Source organism: Vulcanococcus sp. DEBay_Sum22DG08_74 (assembly GCF_017852955.1).
Classification (GTDB): Bacteria; Cyanobacteriota; Cyanobacteriia; order PCC-6307; family Cyanobiaceae; genus Vulcanococcus.
In genome coordinates this window covers 1-16930 of sequence record NZ_JAFMKL010000030.1, presented here as the reverse complement: position 1 = coordinate 16930, position 16930 = coordinate 1, and the positions used below count along the sequence as shown (strand labels likewise).

Here is a 16930-nt window from a genome sequence, read left to right as displayed (position 1 = left end):
ATTGGCGGGCGCGGTAGATGTCGGCGTTCTGGTTGAACACCACCTGCACCATCGAGAGGCCGGGTTTGGAGGAGGAGCGAACCGTCTCCACGCCGGCAATACCGTTCACGGCCGATTCAATTGGCAGCGTGATCCGCGTTTCCACTTCCTCTGGTGAGAGCCCAGCGGCACTGGTTTGAACGTCCACCTGCGGCGGGGCAAAAGGCGGAAATACATCCAATGGCATCTGGCTCACGGCCAGCAGCCCCCAGAGGCTGATGGCGATCGCTGCGGCAACGATCAGCCAGCGGCGTGCGATCGAAAACCGCAGCGTTGCGTTGAGCAACCGCTCAAGCATCCGTCTTCCTGCGGCGGGTCAGCCAGATGGCACCAGAGGCGAGCACCACAGCAGCGCCAGCTGCTAGGGCCGGGACGGGCAGAGCGGACTCGCTCGCCATTGTGCGCTCCTGTTGCGGAGCGGGTTTGTTGTCTGCTGCCGGCTCAGCCTGTTGTGTCTTTTTCGATTCCGCGTAGAGCGAGAGGGCGCCGGAGATCACGACCTCGTCGGTGGGATCAAGGCCCTCGCTGATCACAACCCGGTCGCCCTGCCTGCCCCCCGTCACCACGAGCACGGGGTCGTAGGTGGTCTGGGTCTGCACGAACAGCAGTGGCTTGCCGTTGGCGTCGACCAGGGCGGTGGAGGGAACCGACAGCCCATCCGGCCCGTCTTCCGGCGTCGCCGTGGCCACCCCCAGCAAGGCATCGGTGTCGGCGTTGCGGCGCACCTGCCGCGCCTCGCCCTGCTGTTGAAATTCATCGCCATGGCCCACATGCGCCAGGGCCAGGGGCGTGGCGATGGGCGCTGCGAGTAAGGCTGTGGCAGCAAGGCTGGCGCTGGCCGCCAGCTGCAGGATTCGGGGAAGCAAAGGCCTGGGGAAGCACTGGATAGGCGGAAGTTGGCACAACCGGGATGAAAAACAGATGAAATCCACTGCCCTCACTAAGATCTGTGCCCTGTTGATCCGCCACGCCGATGCCCATGCGGATCCTGTTGGTGGAGGACGAGATGGATCTAGCGCGATCCATCCAGGCAGTCCTGGAGGGCCAGGGCCATGTGGTGGATCACTGCGTCAGCGGTCAGGACGGCTGGGTGCTTCTGGGGAGTGATCAGGCCCACTACGACCTGGGAATTCTTGATTGGATGCTCCCGGAGCTCAGCGGCCTCGATCTGTGCAGGCGAACGCGATCGCGGGGCCTGGCGCTACCGCTCTTGCTGCTCACGGCCCGTAACGAAACAGCCGACCGGGTTGAGGGCCTGGATGCCGGCGCGGACGACTATCTGAGCAAGCCCTTCGCGATGGAGGAGCTGCTCGCACGGGTACGGGCGTTGCAGCGGCGACAGCCCAGCTATCGGGCGCCGCTCCTGGAAGCCGGTTGCTTCCGGCTGGATCTCGCCGCGGGGCAGTTGCTCGTGGCAACAGCCGCAGCTGAGGTTTGCATTGAGCTCTCCACGAAAGAGCAGCAACTGATGAGCTATTTCCTGGAACACCCCGGTGAGGTGATTTCCGGCTCACGCTTGCGCAACCAACTGTGGAATCTGCAGCAGGATCCCATCAGCAATGTTGTTGCCGCCCAGGTGCGATTGCTGCGGCGCAAGCTTGCTTCTCATGGGCTTGCTTCTCCGATTGAAACCATACCGAGTAAGGGGTATCGGCTGAACCCGCATGCTGCGGTGTTGCTGTGATGACCATCCAAACGCCAGCGCATCGCCTGTTATTTCAAGCTCGATTGAGACTGGCGGGACTCTCCTTGCTGGTGATGGGTGCACTCCTTTACGGCGCGGGGTTCGCGATGGGACGGCTGTTGCTGCAGAGCCAGGACAGCGCCATCCGGCGTGAACTGCAAGCTCTTGCCGGCACCCTGCACGACAGTCTCAAGCCTGTCCTGCTGCCGCAGGCGGCCCGGCCCACGCCCGCACTTGTTTCGGTTCTACCGGGCCTCTGTATTGCAGGAGAGCCTTGCAAGGCACCGGATTCATTGGTTGAACGCCATGCCATCAGTGCCACCGATTCCGACCGCTACAAGCTGCGTGTTCTCGATCCCAACGGTGCTCTGCTGGCCAGCTCCCCCGGGGCTCCGATCCTGCTCCCGCCAGCGGCTGATCAAGGTTGGCAGCTCACGCAAGAACCCGCTGGCCGGCGCTGGCTCACCTACTCCATTCATCTGCATCACTCCAACAGCAACAGAGAACCCGTCTGGGGATTCCTTCAGATTTCACACAGCCTGAACGATCTGGACCGGGAAGCACAACAGCTGGTGTGGTTGGGACATGCTGTCTTCCTCGTTGCGCTGCTGGCCATGGGCGCTGCCAGCTGGTGGCTGGCTGGATTGGCGATGGCACCATTACTGGAGGCCTATCAGCGACAGGAGCAGTTCAGCGCCGATGTGGCCCACGAATTACGCACCCCGCTGGCCAACTTGATGGCAGTGGTGGAGACAGGACGCTGGGATCGGGTGCTGGCCCAGGGCCGGCGCCTGCAGAACCTGATCGGCGACCTGTTGTTGCTCGCCAGCCTTGAACGACCCTGCGAGCGGGAGCCGGCAACGGTGTGTGATCTCGCCGAGATCACGGCCGATGTGATGGAGGATTTTTCAGAGACAGCTGCGGCTGCTCAGGTGAGCCTGATTCACACGTCATGGATGTCCAGTGCCAAGGTGCTTGGGGCGGAGACAGAACTCAGCCGGCTTGTGATCAATCTGCTGAGCAACGCGATGCAGCACAGCCCAGCAGGTGGCGCGATCGACGTCTCCCTGAAGCACCAGGGTCGCCATTTCCAGCTTTCAATCACCGACAACGGACCTGGCATCGCTGAGGAGATGCAGGGCCGAATCTTTGATCGCTTCACGCGACTGGATCCGTCTCGCTCACGCCTCCAGGGTGGCAGTGGGCTGGGGCTGGCCATCGCGCAAGCCATCGCCGTCCGCCATCGCGCAGCAATCCAGGTGCACTCCAGGACTGGATGCGGCAGCTGCTTCTCCCTGGAGATTCCGGCGGCTGAGCCACCCCATTGACTCTCCACCGACTGGAGTGTTTACGGTGGAAGCAGTCGCCGTCCTCCTGTGCCTCTGTTGATGCCTCCAGTCGCCGCCATACCTGTGCCTGCGGTGGTTTCCGCCTATCGCTCCCCAAGCTGTGGCTGCTGCAAAGGCTGGCTGGACCACCTCAGGCAAGCCGGCTTCACAGTGAAGGACTACGTGACGAGCAACCTTGCGAGCATCAAGCAGCGCTACGGCGTTCCACCTCAGCTGCAGTCCTGTCACACCGCCCGGATTGGGGGTTACACGGTTGAGGGTCATATTCCAGTGTCGGCGATTCAGCGGCTGCTGAAGGAACGCCCACAGGTGGCCGGAATTGCCGTACCCGGTATGCCGCTCGGTTCGCCCGGCATGGAATCACCGTTCAAGACAGAGAGCTACACGGTGTTCACCTTCACCGAATCCGGCCGGACCCAAGCCTTCCAGACGGTGGAGGGTGATGGCTAAGCCGGAACTCAGCGCTGTGCGTCTCTACAGGATGGAGACGCCCGAGCATGCCTGTCCGTGGGGGCAGCGCGCGCTTCAGCTCCTGCGCGCCCAGGGGATTCCGTTTGAGGATCATCCTCTGCGCAGCCAGGCGGAGGTGGAAGCCTTCAAGCATGCCCACGGTGTGACCACCACGCCGCAGGTGTTTGCCGGCGCGGAGCGCATTGGGGGCTACACCGAGCTGGCGAAACGGCTTGGTGTCACCGCGGAAACAGCAGAGGTGTCCTACGCACCAGTGATCGCTGTGTTCCTGAGCGCTCTGTTGATCAACCTGGCATTAGGGGGCGAAATCCGGGGCTACATGGGCCTGGCGATCTGCCTGTTGGCGATGCTCAAGCTGATGGATATTGCGGCATTCGCTGCAAGCTTCCGCAAATATGACCTGCTCACGCAGCGTTGGCAGGCCTGGGGAAAACTGTATCCCGCTGTTGAGCTATTGGTGGGACTTGGGATGCTGCAATCGGCCGAGAGTATGGGCCTTGAAGCTGTGATTGGCGTGACAGCAGTGCTTCTCGGTGTGATGGGCATGGTCTCCGTCGGCAAAGCCGTGTTCGTCGATCACCTGGCACTGAACTGTGCCTGCGTGGGCGGCAACTCCCGCACACCGCTGGGGGTGGTGAGCTTCGCTGAGAATCTGATCATGGGGCTGATGGGTTTGGCGATGTTGATTCAGCCAGTGATGGCTCTTGCTTCTGGGGGTGCGTTGTGATCAGCCGGCGCTCCTTTCTCGCCCTGGCAGCCGGTGGCACTGCAGCAGCCTCAGTCGCGGCTCTGCGCCATGGCTGCCATGGCTGGGCCGCAGATCCACGGAGGAGCATCAACGCGGCGGCGACGTCGCCAGTGCGCTCTCAAGCTGGCCTGCTGGAGCTGGATCTGGTAGCGCAGGAAACGTCCATCAGCATCCCTGGCACATCAGGACGGGCACTCACCTACAACGGCTTACTCCCTGGCCCCCAGCTTGAACTGCAGCCTGGTGATGCGGTGCGGATCCAGCTGCACAACCGCCTGACTCAGCCAACGAATCTGCACTACCACGGCCTGCACATTCCACCCAGCGGAGCAGCCGACAATGTGTTCCTGAGGGTTGCTCCTGGCCAGCGACAGAGCTACAGCTTCTCCTTGCCGGACAATCACCCGGCGGGCCTCTTCTACTACCACCCCCATCACCATGGAACGGTGGCTGACCAGGTGTTTGGTGGCCTGGGTGGTGCGCTGCTGGTGAGAGGCGATCTCGATCGCATCCCTGAAGTGCAGGCGGCCCAGGAAGAAGTGCTTGTGCTCAAGGATCTTCCAGCCGCCAACCAGCGCTCCGGTTCTGGTGTGATGCTTGGCCGAGAAGGCTCGATTCTGAGCGTGAACGGCCAGGTGAAGCCCGAGCTGCAGGTTGCAGCCGGCGGCTTGCTGCGCCTACGCCTTCTCAACGCCTCCAATGCCCGCTTCTGGCGACTGGCGCTGGAGGGTCACACCATGCATCTGATTGCCACTGATGGTGGTGCACTGGAGCAACCACTGCCGTTGCAGGAGTTGCTGCTGGTGCCCGGCGAGCGTGCCGATGTGTTGGTGCAGGTGGCTCCCGAAGGTGGTCGGTTTCGCTTGAACAACCTCCCCTACAGGCGCCTGGGGCGCCCAATGATGGGCGGCATGGGTATGGGCATGGGTATGGGCATGGGTATGGGTATGGGCATGGGGAGAGCGGTGTCTGGCCAGGAACAAGCTGATGTCATCGCAACGGTGAGCACCAATGGCGTTGTAGCGCCGCAGCCTCTGCCGCAGCAGCTCTTAGCGGTGGAGGAGCTCCCCAGCCCGCTGCGTACGCGCCGATTTGTGATGAATCACGGCATGGCACCAGGCATGGGCATGGCCTTTTTGATCAACGGCCAGAGCTACAACCATGGGCGCATTGACACGCGCGTGCAATTGGGAGACACAGAGGACTGGGAGCTGCTGAACACAGGCGTGATGGATCACCCCTTCCATCTGCATGTGAATCCGATGCAGGTGATCAGCCGCAATGGCAGGCCTGAGCCCTACCGGGCCTGGCGGGATGTGGTGCTGGTGCGCCCTGGCGAAACCGTGCGCGTGCGCACCCGCTTCAGCGACTTTGCTGGCAAGAGCGTGTATCACTGCCACATCCTCGATCACGAGGAGCTCGGCATGATGGGCAACATCTTGATCGAAGCCTGAGCACTGCGCTGATCGCGCAACGCATCAACGGCCGCCGCAGCGCTCCCAGGTGTTCAGCATCGTGTTGAGTTCGGCTTCCAGGCTCTGTAGTTCGTGGACGCGCTGCTGAATCTCGGTGAGCTTGCCGCGGATCGTGGCCTGGAGATCGTTGCAGGTGCAATTCCCGGATCGCCGTGCACCCAGCACAGTGCCAACCGTCGCCAGCGGTAGATCCATGGCCCGCAGACGGCGGATCAAGGCCAGCTCGGCAAACACCGAGTCGTCGAACAGGCGGTAGCGCCCATCAGAGCGCGCCACCGGCTGGAGCAGGCCCTGGTCGCAGTAGAAGCGGATCGTTTTCACCGAAACGCCACTGCGCTCCGCCACCGCACCGATCTTGAGCAACGCATCCGAAGCCGTCACGGGGATTGACTCTCCTGTAAGGGGAGACCAGACACTATCTGGACTCGTGCTGTCCGACTTGCGTCGCCTTCTTCCTCTGGTTGCCTTTGCCTCCCTCTGGCTACCGGCCGTGTCCGTGGCACAGCCGGCGATGGATCACTCAGGTCACGATCACAACCACGACCACCATCAACGGCAACCGAGCCAACAGCCGCACCATGGGCATGACCATTCGGTGGGCCCTGCAGGCAGCACCTACGACCTGCGCTGGATCGACGCCATGGTGCAGCACCACATCGGTGCGCTGCGCATGAGTGAATTCGTATTCAACATTGGTTCACCGGGCGTGGGAGCCCTGGCCAACGGCATCTGGAATGAGCAGAGCAATGAGATCAAGGCGATGGGGCAGTGGCGCAAAGCCTGGTATCCCCAGGCTCCGGTGTATCCAGTGATGCTGCCTCCCGGTGGCAATCCCAACAGCCTGGAAGCCCTGCGGCGGATGAGCGCCGCACAGATCACGGCGATGCAGATGAGCGGATCGGCCCCCAGCCCTGAAACCCGGGTGAACTGGTTTCTTGAGGGCATGATTCAGCACCACGGCGGTGCACTGGAGATGGCGCACGACGCCCTGGATAAATCCACCAACCCCACAATCCTGCGGCTGGCGCGCCAGATCATCGTGACCCAGCGCCGCGAAATCATCGAGCTGCGCCGCATGCTTCGGCGTGACGGTCTCAACAAACCGGCTTACTACAAGTACGACGCTCTGTTTTCACTGTGATCAGCCCAGTCCCCCAGCGCTGCACCATTGTCACAGTGCTGCTCAGCGCCACACTGCTACTTCCTCAAGCCAGCTGGGCCCACTCCAAGGGGCTCTACTCGACCCGATCCGAGACCGAGCAACGGGCCAAGCAGCTCGGCTGTGATGGGGTGCACGACAACAACGGCCGCTGGATGCCCTGCAGCAACGAAGCGATGCTGCACAAGGAACTGCGCGAGGAGTGACGCCCATGCCCCGCTCTCTGCAACACCGGGCTCGGCGGTTGCATCGACTGCTCGTTCCACTGGCAGCGGCACCGCTGTTGCTCACGGCCGCCAGCGGCTCGCTTTACAGCCTCCTGCTGGAGCAGGGCGTGGATGCCTTCTGGCTACTCAAGATTCACACCGGACGCTTCGGACCGTTGAATCTGCAGCCGTACTACTCGATTCTGCTCGGCATCTTCACTCTGGTGGTGATCCTCTCCGGGCTGAGTCTCTGGTTCTCAAGGCCGAGGCGAGCCTGAACCACCGAGATTGCCAACCCAACGGCAGCTCTACAACATCAACCGTTCTGTTCTCCCGGCTCGGGATTCACCAGTGCGAGGCGACAGCCCGGGAAGAGCTCCTGGCCGTTTCCCAGTGCTTCCTCGCGGCTGTCGGCCTCGATCCGCACGGTGGTGGTGCCATCGGCGGAGTCGATCAGCAGTTCGTAGAGCAGTCCCATGGCAGCCGTATCCACTGGGGGCGTTATAGAAACTCTGCTGCTTCTTGTCGCCCTGAGGAGGGGCATCTACAGCAAAAAGCCCCGAGCCATAGCCCAGGGCGGAGGAGAGCCAGAGGTCTGCTGTCAGGCGTCAACCCCTGCCGGCTCTGATGTCCCAGAATGCCGCGCCGACGCTGTAGCTGGCGATCCCGATTTGCTGTTCGTAGCTCTGGCGTGCCTTGAGCTGGCACTCGATCTCTTTGCAGCCGATCGAATAGCTCCATTGCTTACGGCCGGCGCGGCGGTTGAGCACCAGATCGGGAGTGATCTGATAGCCCTGGCCGTCTTTGCCGGCCGGCAGATGGGAGCGCAGATCACCGCGCAGGTGCGCCAGGCGCAGTTGTTCATTCAGTTCTTTCTGCTCGTGAGCCAAGAGCTCCTGCTGGTGCTTCACCTCAAGCAGGCGGGAGACACAGGTGGTGATGGACTCGGCGGAGAAGCGAGGGTCCTCCACTCCAGCTTCGGCTGGGAGGACACCAGCTGCTGCCAGGAGTACGAGAGCCTCAGCTGAGCCGGGGCTGGGTTCACCAAGGACAGGGGCGGTCAAGGTTGCAGTCATAGATCTCTCTGTGGTGTGTTCAGCGGACGATGGTCTGGATCTGATGGAGGGCTTCGATCAGTTCTGAGCGGCGCAGGAGTTCGATCGGCGCCGGCAGCGAGCTGCGATCGATCGGATAGCTGCGCAGCAGTGAACGCAGTTCAACGACCGACAACTCATCCCAAAGGCCGTTGCCGCGGGGAGCTGGCACCGCCACCGGAGCCACCGCCGCAGTGGGCTGGTTGAGTTGGCTCAACAGCTGCGTCAGGCCCGTGATCGTCTGGAGCAGCGTGCGCTGGAGATCGAGTTGCTCAGGTTGCTGGCGGCAGGAGCAGCCGTGGGTGGAGATGGGATGCGACATCAGACGACGACCTGATAGACGACAGAGGGGGTGTGGAGCTTGCGCTCGCTCTTGGGGCAGTAGGCCTCCCATTCGGCAGCGAAGGGATAGGGCTCAATGCCGGACACGTCCTGCAGGTCGACCTTCATCCCGTCGATGGTTCCGGGTGTCACCACATGGACGTTCTGGGCGGCCTTGCTGCAGAAGTTCAGACCTGCTTCTGAGTAGGCGTTGCTGCCCACCAGGGAGGCGTTGCGGGCGTGGTAGTCGCCGATCGCGCTGGCGTGCAGGTGACCAAAGAGGGTGAAGTCCACCGTGATGCCCTGGGCGGCGTACTTGCCGGTGATCTCTTGAACCGACTTCTGCACGTTCGCGCCGATCTGGTGGCCGTGCAGGCAGAGGAAGGTGCGGCCCAGGACCTCAAAGAGCAGTTCATTGGACCGGAAGCCCTTGAACGCAATGCCATCGGCGCCGGCAAAGCCGCGCTTGAGGATCTCGTAGATCATCAGGTCGTAGCTATCGCTGGCAAGTTCATCGCTCCAGCCGAGCTCTTTGTTCACGCGGCTTTCATTGCCGGTGATGCCATACACCTCGATCTCGAATTGCTCGCGCAGGTCGAGCACAAAGGCCCGCAGGATATCCACCGCACAAAGGGTGGCTTTGGAGCGATTCGTGGCATTGCTCAGCAGTTCATCCAGGCGACGATCGCTGTTGAGGAAATCGCCAAGACAGGCGATCACAACCTTGCGGGCGCCGTAGCTCTTGCCCAGTTGTTTGACGCGGCTGGCCAGCTTGGCGAGGCGCTGTGCGGCAATCGAGAAGTCATAGCGATTGGAGGGGAGATCAACCCGCTCGTTGAAGTGCAGATCGCTGAGCTGCACGATCAGGACCGCATCGCGGGACTCCGGAATGCTCCGCAGGGTGAGACCGCGGCTAAAGCTCTGTTCCTCAAGCCGGGCACAGAGCTCCCGTGCGTAGGCCGTCACTGCGTTCTCAACGCGGGCGTGTTCACGGAAGGCCTTGCGCTCAATCCGGTTGGTATCGGCCTGAGCCTGGCGGGCCTTGGCAAGGCGCACGTTGAACTGCAGCAGTTCGCGGTCGGGGTCTTGAACGCAAGGATGTTTGACTACCTGGCGCTTGCGATTGCGGGTTCTGCGTTCTTTGTTTAAGCCCATAGAGACATGCAGGTGATGAAGGCTACCGGCAGTGCTTTGTTGCACTCAGGGGTGCCTAGATCTGCTGCAGTTCATGCAACGGAATCGGCCGTTGTCCGCAGGCGCAGCGACAATCGAGCCAGCGCTCCAGCGGGACCTCGAGCTGCTCAGCAATCTCTGGATCGCTGAGGCCTTGGGTGACGTACTTGCGGGCCTTGATCCAGAGCTCCCGCAGGCGGTGGCTAATGCGCACTGAGAAGCCGGTATCGCGGAAGTGGTGCAGCAGCTCGCCCTTGACCTTCGGGACGAGATAGCTGGAGGGGCGATGGCCCCGGCTTGGATCAAAGTCCACGGCCCCCTTGCAAAGGCCCTCGTAGGCCGGTCCGATCAGCTCCTCGACGGCGACCGACCACCGGCGGGCAAAGCGCTGTGCCTGTTGATGGGCCAAGCCCAGGTGCTCACAGGCAAAGGCGCGCTGGGCGCTCGTCATCGGACGGCGCGGGCGTCTTGGCATTCATCCGTTGTGCAGGTGCGAGAGGCTATGGGCACCGCTGGGCTCGAGTCGCCCCACCAGCACCGCGCGTAGGGGTGTGGGGGCCAATAGCTGAACAATCAGTGCCAAGGCGATGCCGATGACACTGCCGCGGGTGAACCAGGGCATGGGTGCAATGCAACTCCCCAAGGGTTCCGCAGACCAGCGCAGCCCTGAAAGGGGAAAAGATCCTGTGGCTTGCAGCACAGGCTCTGAATCTGCCTGCGCTTGCCCCAAGCACCTGCCCACAGCTGTGCTGCCTTGATCCCACGGCTGTGGCAGCTCCAGGCCACAGCCGTGGGCTGCACTGGGGTTTGAACCGGAGCGAGAACCCAAGCAGTGATGCCAACAGGCCATGAACACACAGGTTCTTCTCACTCACCACCACCGCGAAGCCATGGCAAATGCCGCCGCCCGTGGCTTCTGGATGCCCCTGGAGCTGCCCGATGGCCCGCGCGCTGAGCTGATGTATCTGACATCGCTCAGCCAGGGAGACAACAGCATCAAGCAGCTGCTTGAGATCACCAGCCTTGAGCCCTGGCGAGAAGGCGATGGCATCACGCGCTGGCTGCCCTTCACGGGCCAATGCCTTGACCTACCGCGACCCATTCCCCTGGGTCAGCGCCGGCATCTGGCTGGATGGCTCCCGCGCAGGCGCACGGCATGCCAGATCATCGCGCTGGATGTACTGCTTGAGGCCGACTGCCTTAGCGACTTGCTTGTAGGCAAGGCTCAGCGGAACGGAGGAGGTCGCCGCTGCGCAGCACGCCCTGCTCCAGCCCCCAGCTCAGTAGGTCCCGTTGCCCGCGGCTGCCTGTCTTGGCGTACAGCCCACTAAAGCGGCGTCGAATGGTGTCGCACCGCACCTGCAGTAAGGCCGCCATCTCCGTTGTCGTGCGGCCTGCAGCGAGCATCCGCAGGAGCTCCTGCTCACGGTCGGTCAGAACTGCTCTGCACTCGCCGGCCTGTTGCAGGCGCGCCGCAAAGGCTGGGTCTAGCCAGCTGTTGCCACGCAGGAGGCAGGCCATGGCTTGAAGCAGTTGGCCCTCGCCCGTGCGTTGGCTACAAATCAACCCCTGGGGAGCGCACTGCCAAAGACAACGCAGCCGCTCGTCGCTGACCCGCTCATCCAGGCCAACCAGCACCTGCCGGATCGGCGGGTGCTCTCTGTTGTGGCATCGCGCCGTGAGCAGGGTTTGTGCGCCGCCGCCTGGATAGAGGTCATCGCAGAGCAGCAGTGCAGGGCGGCCACTGAGGGAGGCTCCACTGATCCATTCAGCTGGACTGAGCAGGCGGAAGGACAGCGGCTCTAGCAGCAGCGCAGCGGTGGAGATCAGCCGTTGGTTAGGGCTGCAGACCAGCAGATCCCAACCGCCACTGAGATCGGCTACGGCCTGCTTAAGAACCTGGAGGGAAGCAGGCGGGTTCTCTGTCCCCATTGCTTCTGGATCACTGGTCTTGCTTTAGCGCTGCGGCGCGCAACTTGCCCAGAGCCTGTTGCTTAAGACCTTGAATCTCCTCTGGGCTCATGCCAGGGAAGGAGCGGCGCAGTTGAGGTGGAGTGAGGCAGGGCTGGCGCAAGTAAAGGTTGCGAATCGCCCGCAGTTCCAGCGGCTCCAGCGCAGATAACCAGCGCTCGAGGGACGCGAGTGATTGATCCTCACGCTGCTGATCGCCCTGTTCTCGGCTGATCTGCTGCGAGGCCCGCACTAACAAGGAGAACCCTCGATCGCTCTCCTCCTCCTGGACGCCCTGATCGAGGGAGTCCGTCAGCGTTCCGCGCCATTGCTGCAACAGTTCAGCCAGCTGGCTTGGCTTGAGTGCCTTGCCGTTGAAGCGCAACTGAGCCGCCAGCCACGGCAGCGAGGGCGCCGAACCGGTGTTGGCTTGGTGTTGCTCAATCAAGCGCTGTGCCTTGAGCATCAGACCGGCCTTCTCCGCCGGAAAACGAATCATGCGCCGGCCGCGCTGCAGGAATTCAGAGAAGCCGCGCTGCAGCCAAAAGCTGGCGTAGGTCGAGAACCGGTAACCCTTGGCCGGATCGAACTTTTCAGCGGCCCGCACCAGATTCAGCGCCGCTTCCTGCATGGCATCAACGGTGCCCTCATCGCGCAGGGGCAGCAGATGGCGGTTACGCCGCCAGGTGTGACTGACGAGCCGCAGGTTGTGTTGGACCAGCTGATCGCGTGCACGCAGCGCGCTGCGGCGCACGGGCTTGGGGGCATGATCCGGACCATCGGGATGCTGCTGCCAGCGTTGGATCCGGCGGGAGAGCTCGAGCACGGTGCGCTCACTGAGGGGCTGATGACGGCTGGCGGACTGCAACCAGGCATCAACGGAGGAGGTCAGGCAGGGTCGACGGGGGGCCATGGCAAGGACGCAACTGCGCGGAGCATTCCCCGTATTTCCACGGTTGCGCTCACCACTGCAGTTGGGTTATGGCAGCGGTGTCTGCTGTGCCCCAGGGATGAGGCCTGTCGTGCCCTGCGGGTGAGGGCTGGTGTGCCTCACTTCTATAGAGAGAAGAAAAAGAAGAAGAAGAGAACACCAGCGGCTGGGGTCCAGGGGGCTCCGCAGGGAAGACGTGCGGTGCCCATAGCCTCTGCCGTCACGACAGGAGCAGGACCTCCTGATCCGGTATGCAATTTTTCTGCGTTCGAACGCAGGCGATCCAACAAACCCACCAGGCCTTGCTGCAGCTCCAGGGGCGGCGCCGCGGATCCAGCAAGCCCAGCCGAGCCCTGCGCGTCGCCAGCCTCTATGGCCACCTGCAGTGGCGTGCACGCCCAACGGGAGTGGTGTGCTTCGCGATCCGCGAGCTGGCGGAGGCCTGGCATCTGCAACCGCGTCTGTTGCGCGACGACCTGGCGGACCTGCAGGCGATGGGCTGGCTGAGTTACAGCACAGGGCCCCAGGGCACACGGGCAGAACTGCACCGCCAAGGGAGCTCCACGCCTGCGCCGCAGCGCTCGATTGAGCTGAAAGCACCGAGCGATCTGGTGGAGCAGTTTGCGGCGACCTACAACCGCCACCGCCCCGGCAGCTGGCCGGCCTATCAACCCAAAGGCGCCGTGCTGCTCCCGCGGCTGCAGCGCGCCATCCGCTACGCCGGCTCGCCCGAGTCGTTGTGGGAACGAAGCGCTGCGGCCCTCTCGGCGATGCCTTCCTTCTGGCGCGAGACCTACCCGAACGGACGCAGCGGCAGCGATTGCATTGCGGCGCTGTTGAGCGCCGATCGCAAGGCAGCTGGTCTGGGCCCGGAGTTCTGGCATGTCTTCACCTGGGGCGCAGGGGCCTGCGGGCGCGACGCGGATCTCGAGCGTGCGCGGCGCCTGTTCCTCTGGGACGGCCACCAATGGCGAGGCCAGGGGATCGAGGCGCTCAAGCTGCAGGCCGCTGAGAAGCAGCGACTGATCGAGCGGCTTGAGGCCGAGGGCCACGGGCCAACAGGGAGCGCTGCGCTCCAGTTCCAGCAACCCGCAGAGATGTATTGAGCGATGGCAGATCTGAATCGGCCGGTTCCGGGAGGCTTTGACCCGGAGGTGGTGCAACGCGCCATCGACAGCGGTGCCTTGCTTGAAACCAGCGGCGGCCTGATCGCCGCAGAACCGCTGGCGCTGCCGTCAGGGGTGGATGGAGAGGCGCTGCTCCTCCATGAGAAAAACCTGCTGGCAGCGGTCCTGCGCGGGAGCGGCGACCAGAAGCAGCGCTGGGGGCAATTCCGCCGCGCCATTGGTCTGCGCTTTGACGAGGCCGTGCCCGCGGGCCTCTGGCTTGATCCCGGGCATCGGGCCCTGGCGCTTGAAATTGATGCGCTCTATCGCGGTGAGCGCGACCTGGCGCTGCTCAACGCCCACTCGATTCGTGAGGGCCTGCAGCAACGGGCCCTGGATGGTCGCTTCCGCGGCTCAATCCAACAGCTTGAGACCACGCTCTCTGCGCTACTGGACTGGGGAGAGGACGGAGCCCCCCACCCCGAGCTGGAGTTCGAGCTGGCCTGTCAGCTGTTCCAGAGCGCCAAGGCCCGCGCGCTCTTTTACCCGGGCCTGCGGCGGCTGTTGGGCCGCGAGCGGTGCGATGGCGCGATCGACAGCGAACTGGAGCAGTGCCGTGCGCTTTTGAACGAGGCCACCGCGATTACGGCGGGCCGTTTTCGCCAGAGCATCGCGGTCTGCAGCGCCAGCGATGCGGCCAGCGAAAGCATTGCCCTGGCCTCACTGCCGCAGGAGCAGCGCCCAAAGCCCATCTCCACCGGCATCCCCTCGCTGGATATGGACATGCGCGGCGGGATCCTGCCGGGCACCGGCGAGAGCACCTGGGTGTTGGCGGCGCGATCGGGTGTGGGCAAAACCACGCTGGCGATTGCAGCGGCGATGGGCCTGGCGATCAATGGGGCCTCGGTGCTGGTGCTCTCCTGTGAGCTCAGCCGGCGCGCGATCGGTGCCCGCTTGCTCTCGCACTACTGCCGCCGTGCGGCTGGGAGCTATCGCTCGAGCTACTGCACCAATGACCTCGAGGGCCGTGGTCGAGTCATTGAGGGCCCTGAGCTCGAGCAGCTGCGGGGGTGGGCCGCGCAGTTCTCAGAGGGCATCGCGCCCAATGGGGCGCCGATGGGAAAGGTGCTCTATCAATCCCAGTTCGCTGCCACCGTGGAGGACTTGGCGGCTTTGGTGGAGGACTGCAAGAGCGCCCATCCGGATCTGGCGGCGGTGGTGCTCGATCACTTCCACGCCATGGGCCCAACCGCCGGCTACGGCAGCAATACAACGGCAGAGCTCGCGGCGCGGGCGATGGCGATCAAGGCGATGGCCGGACGCTGCGAGCTCGATGCCTTTGTGGTGGCCCAGCTCAACCGCGGCGCCTACGGCAACCCCACCGGCCCGGATGTCTCCCACCTGGCGGGGACCTCTGAGCTGGAGCGTTACGCCTCGGCGGTCTGGCTGGTTGATCGCCCCAAGCTCGATGAGTTCAGCCCGGCTAAGCCTGGTGTCCTGGAGGTGCACCACGGCAAGTTCCGCCATGGGCAGATGGCGGGCGGCAATGACCTCAGCAAAACCACGATCCGCCTGGACCGGGGCCATTGCTTCTTGGAGGCCGATGAGGGCCGGCGGGTGTTCAACGGCTCGGACCTCTATCCGGGGGTCGAATGTCTGTGATCACCCCGGCGCTGCTGGAGCAGGTGCGCGAGCGCGCCCGCATCGTCGATCTCTTCAGCCCCGCAGAGCTGCGCAAGGCCGGATCGGAGTTCATCACGACCTGCCCGTGGCATGAGGACCGGCGGCCGTCGCTCACCGTGAGCCCAAAGCGCAACCGGGTGCACTGCTTTGTCTGCGGCAAGGGCACCGATGCCATCGGCTGGCTGCAGGACCGGCAGGGGTTGAGCTTTCAAGAGGCAGTGCTCGAGCTGGCCCGCCGCAGTGGCGTGAACGTGGCCGACGGTGACGCCGAGGCCCAGGCGCGCTTTGAGCAGGCGTGGCGCGAGCGCAGAGCGTTGATGGCCAAGCGCAGCGAGCAGCGCACCCAGTTCCACAAGGAGCTCGAGCGGCAGCTGGAGCAGGGCGGTGACGGGGCGGACTACCTCAAGAGCCGTGGCATCAGTGCCGAGACGGCTCGCAGCTGGCAGCTGGGCTTCGCCGCTGGCCGCTTGATGCTGCCGCTCAATGACGCCTCAGGGCAGACCGTGGGCTTCTGCGGCCGGGCGACTGATAGCCAAGAGCCCAAGTACCGCAACAGCGCTTGCGATCTGCTGTTTCAGCGCAATGGCCTGGTCTTTGGTTTGGATCAAGCCGCGGACGCGATCCGCAAGGAAGGCACGGCGTTGCTTGTGGAGGGACCGCTGGATGTTCTCCAGCTGCACCAGGCCGGCTTCCGCACTGCCGTGGCCTGCCTTGGCACCAGCGTCTCGCCGCTGCAACTGCAACTGCTCCGGCGCCAGGGGATGAAGCACCTGTTGATCGCTTTCGATGGTGATCAAGCCGGCCAGAGCGCCACGGAGCGCTTGATCGAGCAGCTGCAGCCGCAGCTGGTGGCTGGGGGCTTGAGCGCTTCTGTGCTGCAACTCAGTGGTGGCGTCGACGTCGACGCCCTGATCACCAGCGAAGGCCCAACAGGCGTTCAGGGCTTGCTGGCGAGTGCGCGCCACTGGCTCGATTGGCGTCTGGAGCGGCTGCTTGCGCCATTGCTACGGGGCGATGGAGGAGTGCCGCTGGAGACGCTGCAGGCGGTGGAGCGAGAGGTGCGCTCCTTGTTTGAGCCCTGGCCCGATGGGGTGTTGCGCCAATCAGCGCAGACGCGCCTGACGCAGGCCCTGTCGGGTGGAGGGCTGCCGCACTGCGATCCCATGCTCCACAGGCAGGGCTTGAGCACGGCGCGGCAACGGGCCGAGCGGCGTGCCTTACGGCTGTTTATCCATGCCCCAGAGACCCGCGAGCTCGTGGGCGCTCTGCAGTTGCAGGACCCGGCCTGCCGCGCGGCGCTGGATTGGCTGTCCAACCTCGCCTTGCTCTCGCTCGATGGCTCGATCGCCGCCCTGGCCCTGCAGCTGGCCGCTGCGCTGCCTGCGGCGGTGGCGGCTGAGATCAGCGGCGCAGCGGCGCCGGGTCCAGAGCTGATCGCTCTATTGCAGCGCCAGTCCCAGGCGGAACTCGAGGCCCTCCTGGATGCACTCGAGCCGGTCGCTGAGGCCGTGCCCTAGGCGGGACAGGGCAGAGCGGCCGCC

22 protein-coding genes are annotated in these 16930 nt (G+C 63.9%); 11 read left to right on the top strand and 11 right to left on the bottom strand.

Annotation, left to right across the window (positions count from 1 at the left end):
- The coding region (locus QZ184_RS05310) for an efflux RND transporter permease subunit (RefSeq protein WP_296418484.1) at positions 1 to 337 on the bottom strand (337 nt) is incomplete at its 3' end.
- Entirely contained in the window at positions 330 to 905 is a 576-nt protein-coding gene (locus QZ184_RS05305; RefSeq protein ID WP_247478415.1) for a hypothetical protein, read from the bottom strand. The genes QZ184_RS05305 and QZ184_RS05310, both read right to left, overlap by 8 nt.
- Before the next feature lie 107 nt (positions 906 to 1012).
- Here QZ184_RS05305 and rppA point away from each other — a divergent pair, with 107 nt between their 5' ends.
- The 5 genes from rppA to QZ184_RS05280 all read left to right on the top strand — a co-directional run bounded on the left by rppA (position 1013) and on the right by QZ184_RS05280 (position 5745).
- The gene (gene rppA / locus QZ184_RS05300; RefSeq protein ID WP_363159579.1) at positions 1013 to 1723 is read left to right on the top strand and encodes a two-component system response regulator RppA; all 711 of its coding nucleotides are present in this window, start codon (positions 1013 to 1015) and stop codon (positions 1721 to 1723) included.
- Between the two features lie 74 nt (positions 1724 to 1797).
- A complete protein-coding gene (locus tag QZ184_RS05295; protein ID WP_247478413.1) occupies positions 1798 to 3051 on the top strand; it encodes an ATP-binding protein in 1254 nt (417 codons plus the stop codon).
- Between the two features lie 60 nt (positions 3052 to 3111).
- Positions 3112 to 3522 carry a DUF411 domain-containing protein gene (locus QZ184_RS05290; protein ID WP_115070381.1) on the top strand — a complete coding sequence of 137 codons (411 nt, stop codon included), beginning with the start codon at positions 3112 to 3114 and terminating at the stop codon, positions 3520 to 3522.
- Positions 3515 to 4270, top strand: coding sequence for a glutaredoxin (locus QZ184_RS05285; protein ID WP_115070382.1), 756 nt, complete (start codon positions 3515 to 3517; stop codon positions 4268 to 4270). Before QZ184_RS05290 ends, QZ184_RS05285 begins: the two co-directional genes overlap by 8 nt.
- 131 nt (positions 4271 to 4401) lie before the next feature.
- Entirely contained in the window at positions 4402 to 5745 is a 1344-nt protein-coding gene (locus QZ184_RS05280; RefSeq protein ID WP_363159576.1) for a multicopper oxidase family protein, read from the top strand.
- 24 nt (positions 5746 to 5769) lie between these two features.
- Here QZ184_RS05280 and QZ184_RS05275 read toward each other — a convergent pair whose 3' ends face one another.
- Complete coding sequence (locus QZ184_RS05275) at positions 5770 to 6147, bottom strand: MerR family transcriptional regulator (protein WP_226424081.1); 378 nt, start codon at positions 6145 to 6147, stop codon at positions 5770 to 5772.
- A 130-nt stretch (positions 6148 to 6277) separates the two neighbouring features.
- On the opposite strand from QZ184_RS05275, the gene QZ184_RS05270 reads away from it, so the two are divergent.
- From QZ184_RS05270 to QZ184_RS05260, 3 genes are read left to right on the top strand one after another with little or no spacing between them, the layout of a single operon-like run.
- Entirely contained in the window at positions 6278 to 6907 is a 630-nt protein-coding gene (locus tag QZ184_RS05270) for a DUF305 domain-containing protein (protein WP_296415001.1), read from the top strand.
- A gap of 35 nt (positions 6908 to 6942) precedes the next feature.
- Positions 6943 to 7131 (top strand): DUF3721 domain-containing protein, encoded by a 189-nt coding sequence (locus QZ184_RS05265; RefSeq protein ID WP_296418481.1) that lies wholly within the window; start codon positions 6943 to 6945, stop codon positions 7129 to 7131.
- Between the two features lie 5 nt (positions 7132 to 7136).
- Complete coding sequence (locus QZ184_RS05260; protein ID WP_247478408.1) at positions 7137 to 7409, top strand: hypothetical protein; 273 nt, start codon at positions 7137 to 7139, stop codon at positions 7407 to 7409.
- A gap of 38 nt (positions 7410 to 7447) precedes the next feature.
- Here the strand turns inward: QZ184_RS05260 and QZ184_RS05255 are convergent, their stop codons facing one another.
- The 8 genes from QZ184_RS05255 to QZ184_RS05220 all read right to left on the bottom strand — a co-directional run bounded on the left by QZ184_RS05255 (position 7448) and on the right by QZ184_RS05220 (position 12582).
- A complete protein-coding gene (locus tag QZ184_RS05255) occupies positions 7448 to 7609 on the bottom strand; it encodes a hypothetical protein (protein WP_161971436.1) in 162 nt (53 codons plus the stop codon).
- Positions 7610 to 7739: 130 nt separating this feature from the next.
- Complete coding sequence (locus QZ184_RS05250; protein ID WP_296414993.1) at positions 7740 to 8102, bottom strand: hypothetical protein; 363 nt, start codon at positions 8100 to 8102, stop codon at positions 7740 to 7742.
- A 124-nt stretch (positions 8103 to 8226) separates the two neighbouring features.
- Positions 8227 to 8547 (bottom strand): hypothetical protein, encoded by a 321-nt coding sequence (locus tag QZ184_RS05245; protein WP_240789403.1) that lies wholly within the window; start codon positions 8545 to 8547, stop codon positions 8227 to 8229.
- Positions 8547 to 9602, bottom strand: a complete 1056-nt coding sequence (locus tag QZ184_RS05240; RefSeq protein ID WP_296414991.1) for a hypothetical protein — start codon at positions 9600 to 9602, stop codon at positions 8547 to 8549. The genes QZ184_RS05245 and QZ184_RS05240 overlap by 1 nt, the downstream gene beginning before the upstream one ends.
- A 154-nt stretch (positions 9603 to 9756) precedes the next feature.
- Positions 9757 to 10170, bottom strand: coding sequence for a sigma factor (locus tag QZ184_RS05235; protein WP_131457483.1), 414 nt, complete (start codon positions 10168 to 10170; stop codon positions 9757 to 9759).
- A 24-nt stretch (positions 10171 to 10194) separates the two neighbouring features.
- Positions 10195 to 10341, bottom strand: coding sequence for a hypothetical protein (locus QZ184_RS05230; RefSeq protein ID WP_161971435.1), 147 nt, complete (start codon positions 10339 to 10341; stop codon positions 10195 to 10197).
- Between the two features lie 578 nt (positions 10342 to 10919).
- Complete coding sequence (locus QZ184_RS05225; RefSeq protein ID WP_296414987.1) at positions 10920 to 11651, bottom strand: LuxR C-terminal-related transcriptional regulator; 732 nt, start codon at positions 11649 to 11651, stop codon at positions 10920 to 10922.
- A gap of 10 nt (positions 11652 to 11661) precedes the next feature.
- Positions 11662 to 12582 (bottom strand): sigma factor, encoded by a 921-nt coding sequence (locus tag QZ184_RS05220; RefSeq protein WP_131457479.1) that lies wholly within the window; start codon positions 12580 to 12582, stop codon positions 11662 to 11664.
- Positions 12583 to 12851: 269 nt separating this feature from the next.
- On the opposite strand from QZ184_RS05220, the gene QZ184_RS05215 reads away from it, so the two are divergent.
- Genes QZ184_RS05215 through QZ184_RS05205 form a run of 3 tightly spaced genes read left to right on the top strand, consistent with a single transcriptional unit; the run spans position 12852 to position 16906 of the window.
- Positions 12852 to 13706, top strand: a complete 855-nt coding sequence (locus QZ184_RS05215) for a hypothetical protein (RefSeq protein WP_296418479.1) — start codon at positions 12852 to 12854, stop codon at positions 13704 to 13706.
- Positions 13707 to 13709: 3 nt separating this feature from the next.
- The gene (locus tag QZ184_RS05210) at positions 13710 to 15368 is read left to right on the top strand and encodes a DnaB-like helicase C-terminal domain-containing protein (protein WP_296414985.1); all 1659 of its coding nucleotides are present in this window, start codon (positions 13710 to 13712) and stop codon (positions 15366 to 15368) included.
- Positions 15359 to 16906: a CHC2 zinc finger domain-containing protein gene (locus QZ184_RS05205; RefSeq protein ID WP_296418477.1), complete on the top strand. Its 1548-nt coding sequence runs from the start codon at positions 15359 to 15361 to the stop codon at positions 16904 to 16906. The genes QZ184_RS05210 and QZ184_RS05205 overlap by 10 nt, the downstream gene beginning before the upstream one ends.
- The last annotated feature ends 24 nt before the right edge of the window (positions 16907 to 16930 follow it).

Excerpts from the sequence above, each read along its gene's own strand:
- rppA (WP_363159579.1), top strand. The coding sequence starts at position 1,013 with ATGCCCATGCGGATCCTGTTGGTGGAGGACGAGATGGATCTAGCGCGA.
- QZ184_RS05295 (WP_247478413.1), top strand. The coding sequence starts at position 1,798 with ATGGGTGCACTCCTTTACGGCGCGGGGTTCGCGATGGGACGGCTGTTG.
- QZ184_RS05290 (WP_115070381.1), top strand. The coding sequence starts at position 3,112 with ATGCCTCCAGTCGCCGCCATACCTGTGCCTGCGGTGGTTTCCGCCTAT.
- QZ184_RS05285 (WP_115070382.1), top strand. The coding sequence starts at position 3,515 with ATGGCTAAGCCGGAACTCAGCGCTGTGCGTCTCTACAGGATGGAGACG.
- QZ184_RS05270 (WP_296415001.1), top strand. The coding sequence starts at position 6,278 with ATGGATCACTCAGGTCACGATCACAACCACGACCACCATCAACGGCAA.
- QZ184_RS05260 (WP_247478408.1), top strand. The coding sequence starts at position 7,137 with ATGCCCCGCTCTCTGCAACACCGGGCTCGGCGGTTGCATCGACTGCTC.
- QZ184_RS05255 (WP_161971436.1), bottom strand. The coding sequence starts at position 7,609 with ATGGGACTGCTCTACGAACTGCTGATCGACTCCGCCGATGGCACCACC.
- QZ184_RS05245 (WP_240789403.1), bottom strand. The coding sequence starts at position 8,547 with ATGTCGCATCCCATCTCCACCCACGGCTGCTCCTGCCGCCAGCAACCT.
- QZ184_RS05235 (WP_131457483.1), bottom strand. The coding sequence starts at position 10,170 with ATGACGAGCGCCCAGCGCGCCTTTGCCTGTGAGCACCTGGGCTTGGCC.
- QZ184_RS05230 (WP_161971435.1), bottom strand. The coding sequence starts at position 10,341 with ATGCCCTGGTTCACCCGCGGCAGTGTCATCGGCATCGCCTTGGCACTG.
- QZ184_RS05225 (WP_296414987.1), bottom strand. The coding sequence starts at position 11,651 with ATGGGGACAGAGAACCCGCCTGCTTCCCTCCAGGTTCTTAAGCAGGCC.
- QZ184_RS05220 (WP_131457479.1), bottom strand. The coding sequence starts at position 12,582 with ATGGCCCCCCGTCGACCCTGCCTGACCTCCTCCGTTGATGCCTGGTTG.
- QZ184_RS05215 (WP_296418479.1), top strand. The coding sequence starts at position 12,852 with ATGCAATTTTTCTGCGTTCGAACGCAGGCGATCCAACAAACCCACCAG.
- QZ184_RS05210 (WP_296414985.1), top strand. The coding sequence starts at position 13,710 with ATGGCAGATCTGAATCGGCCGGTTCCGGGAGGCTTTGACCCGGAGGTG.
- QZ184_RS05205 (WP_296418477.1), top strand. The coding sequence starts at position 15,359 with ATGTCTGTGATCACCCCGGCGCTGCTGGAGCAGGTGCGCGAGCGCGCC.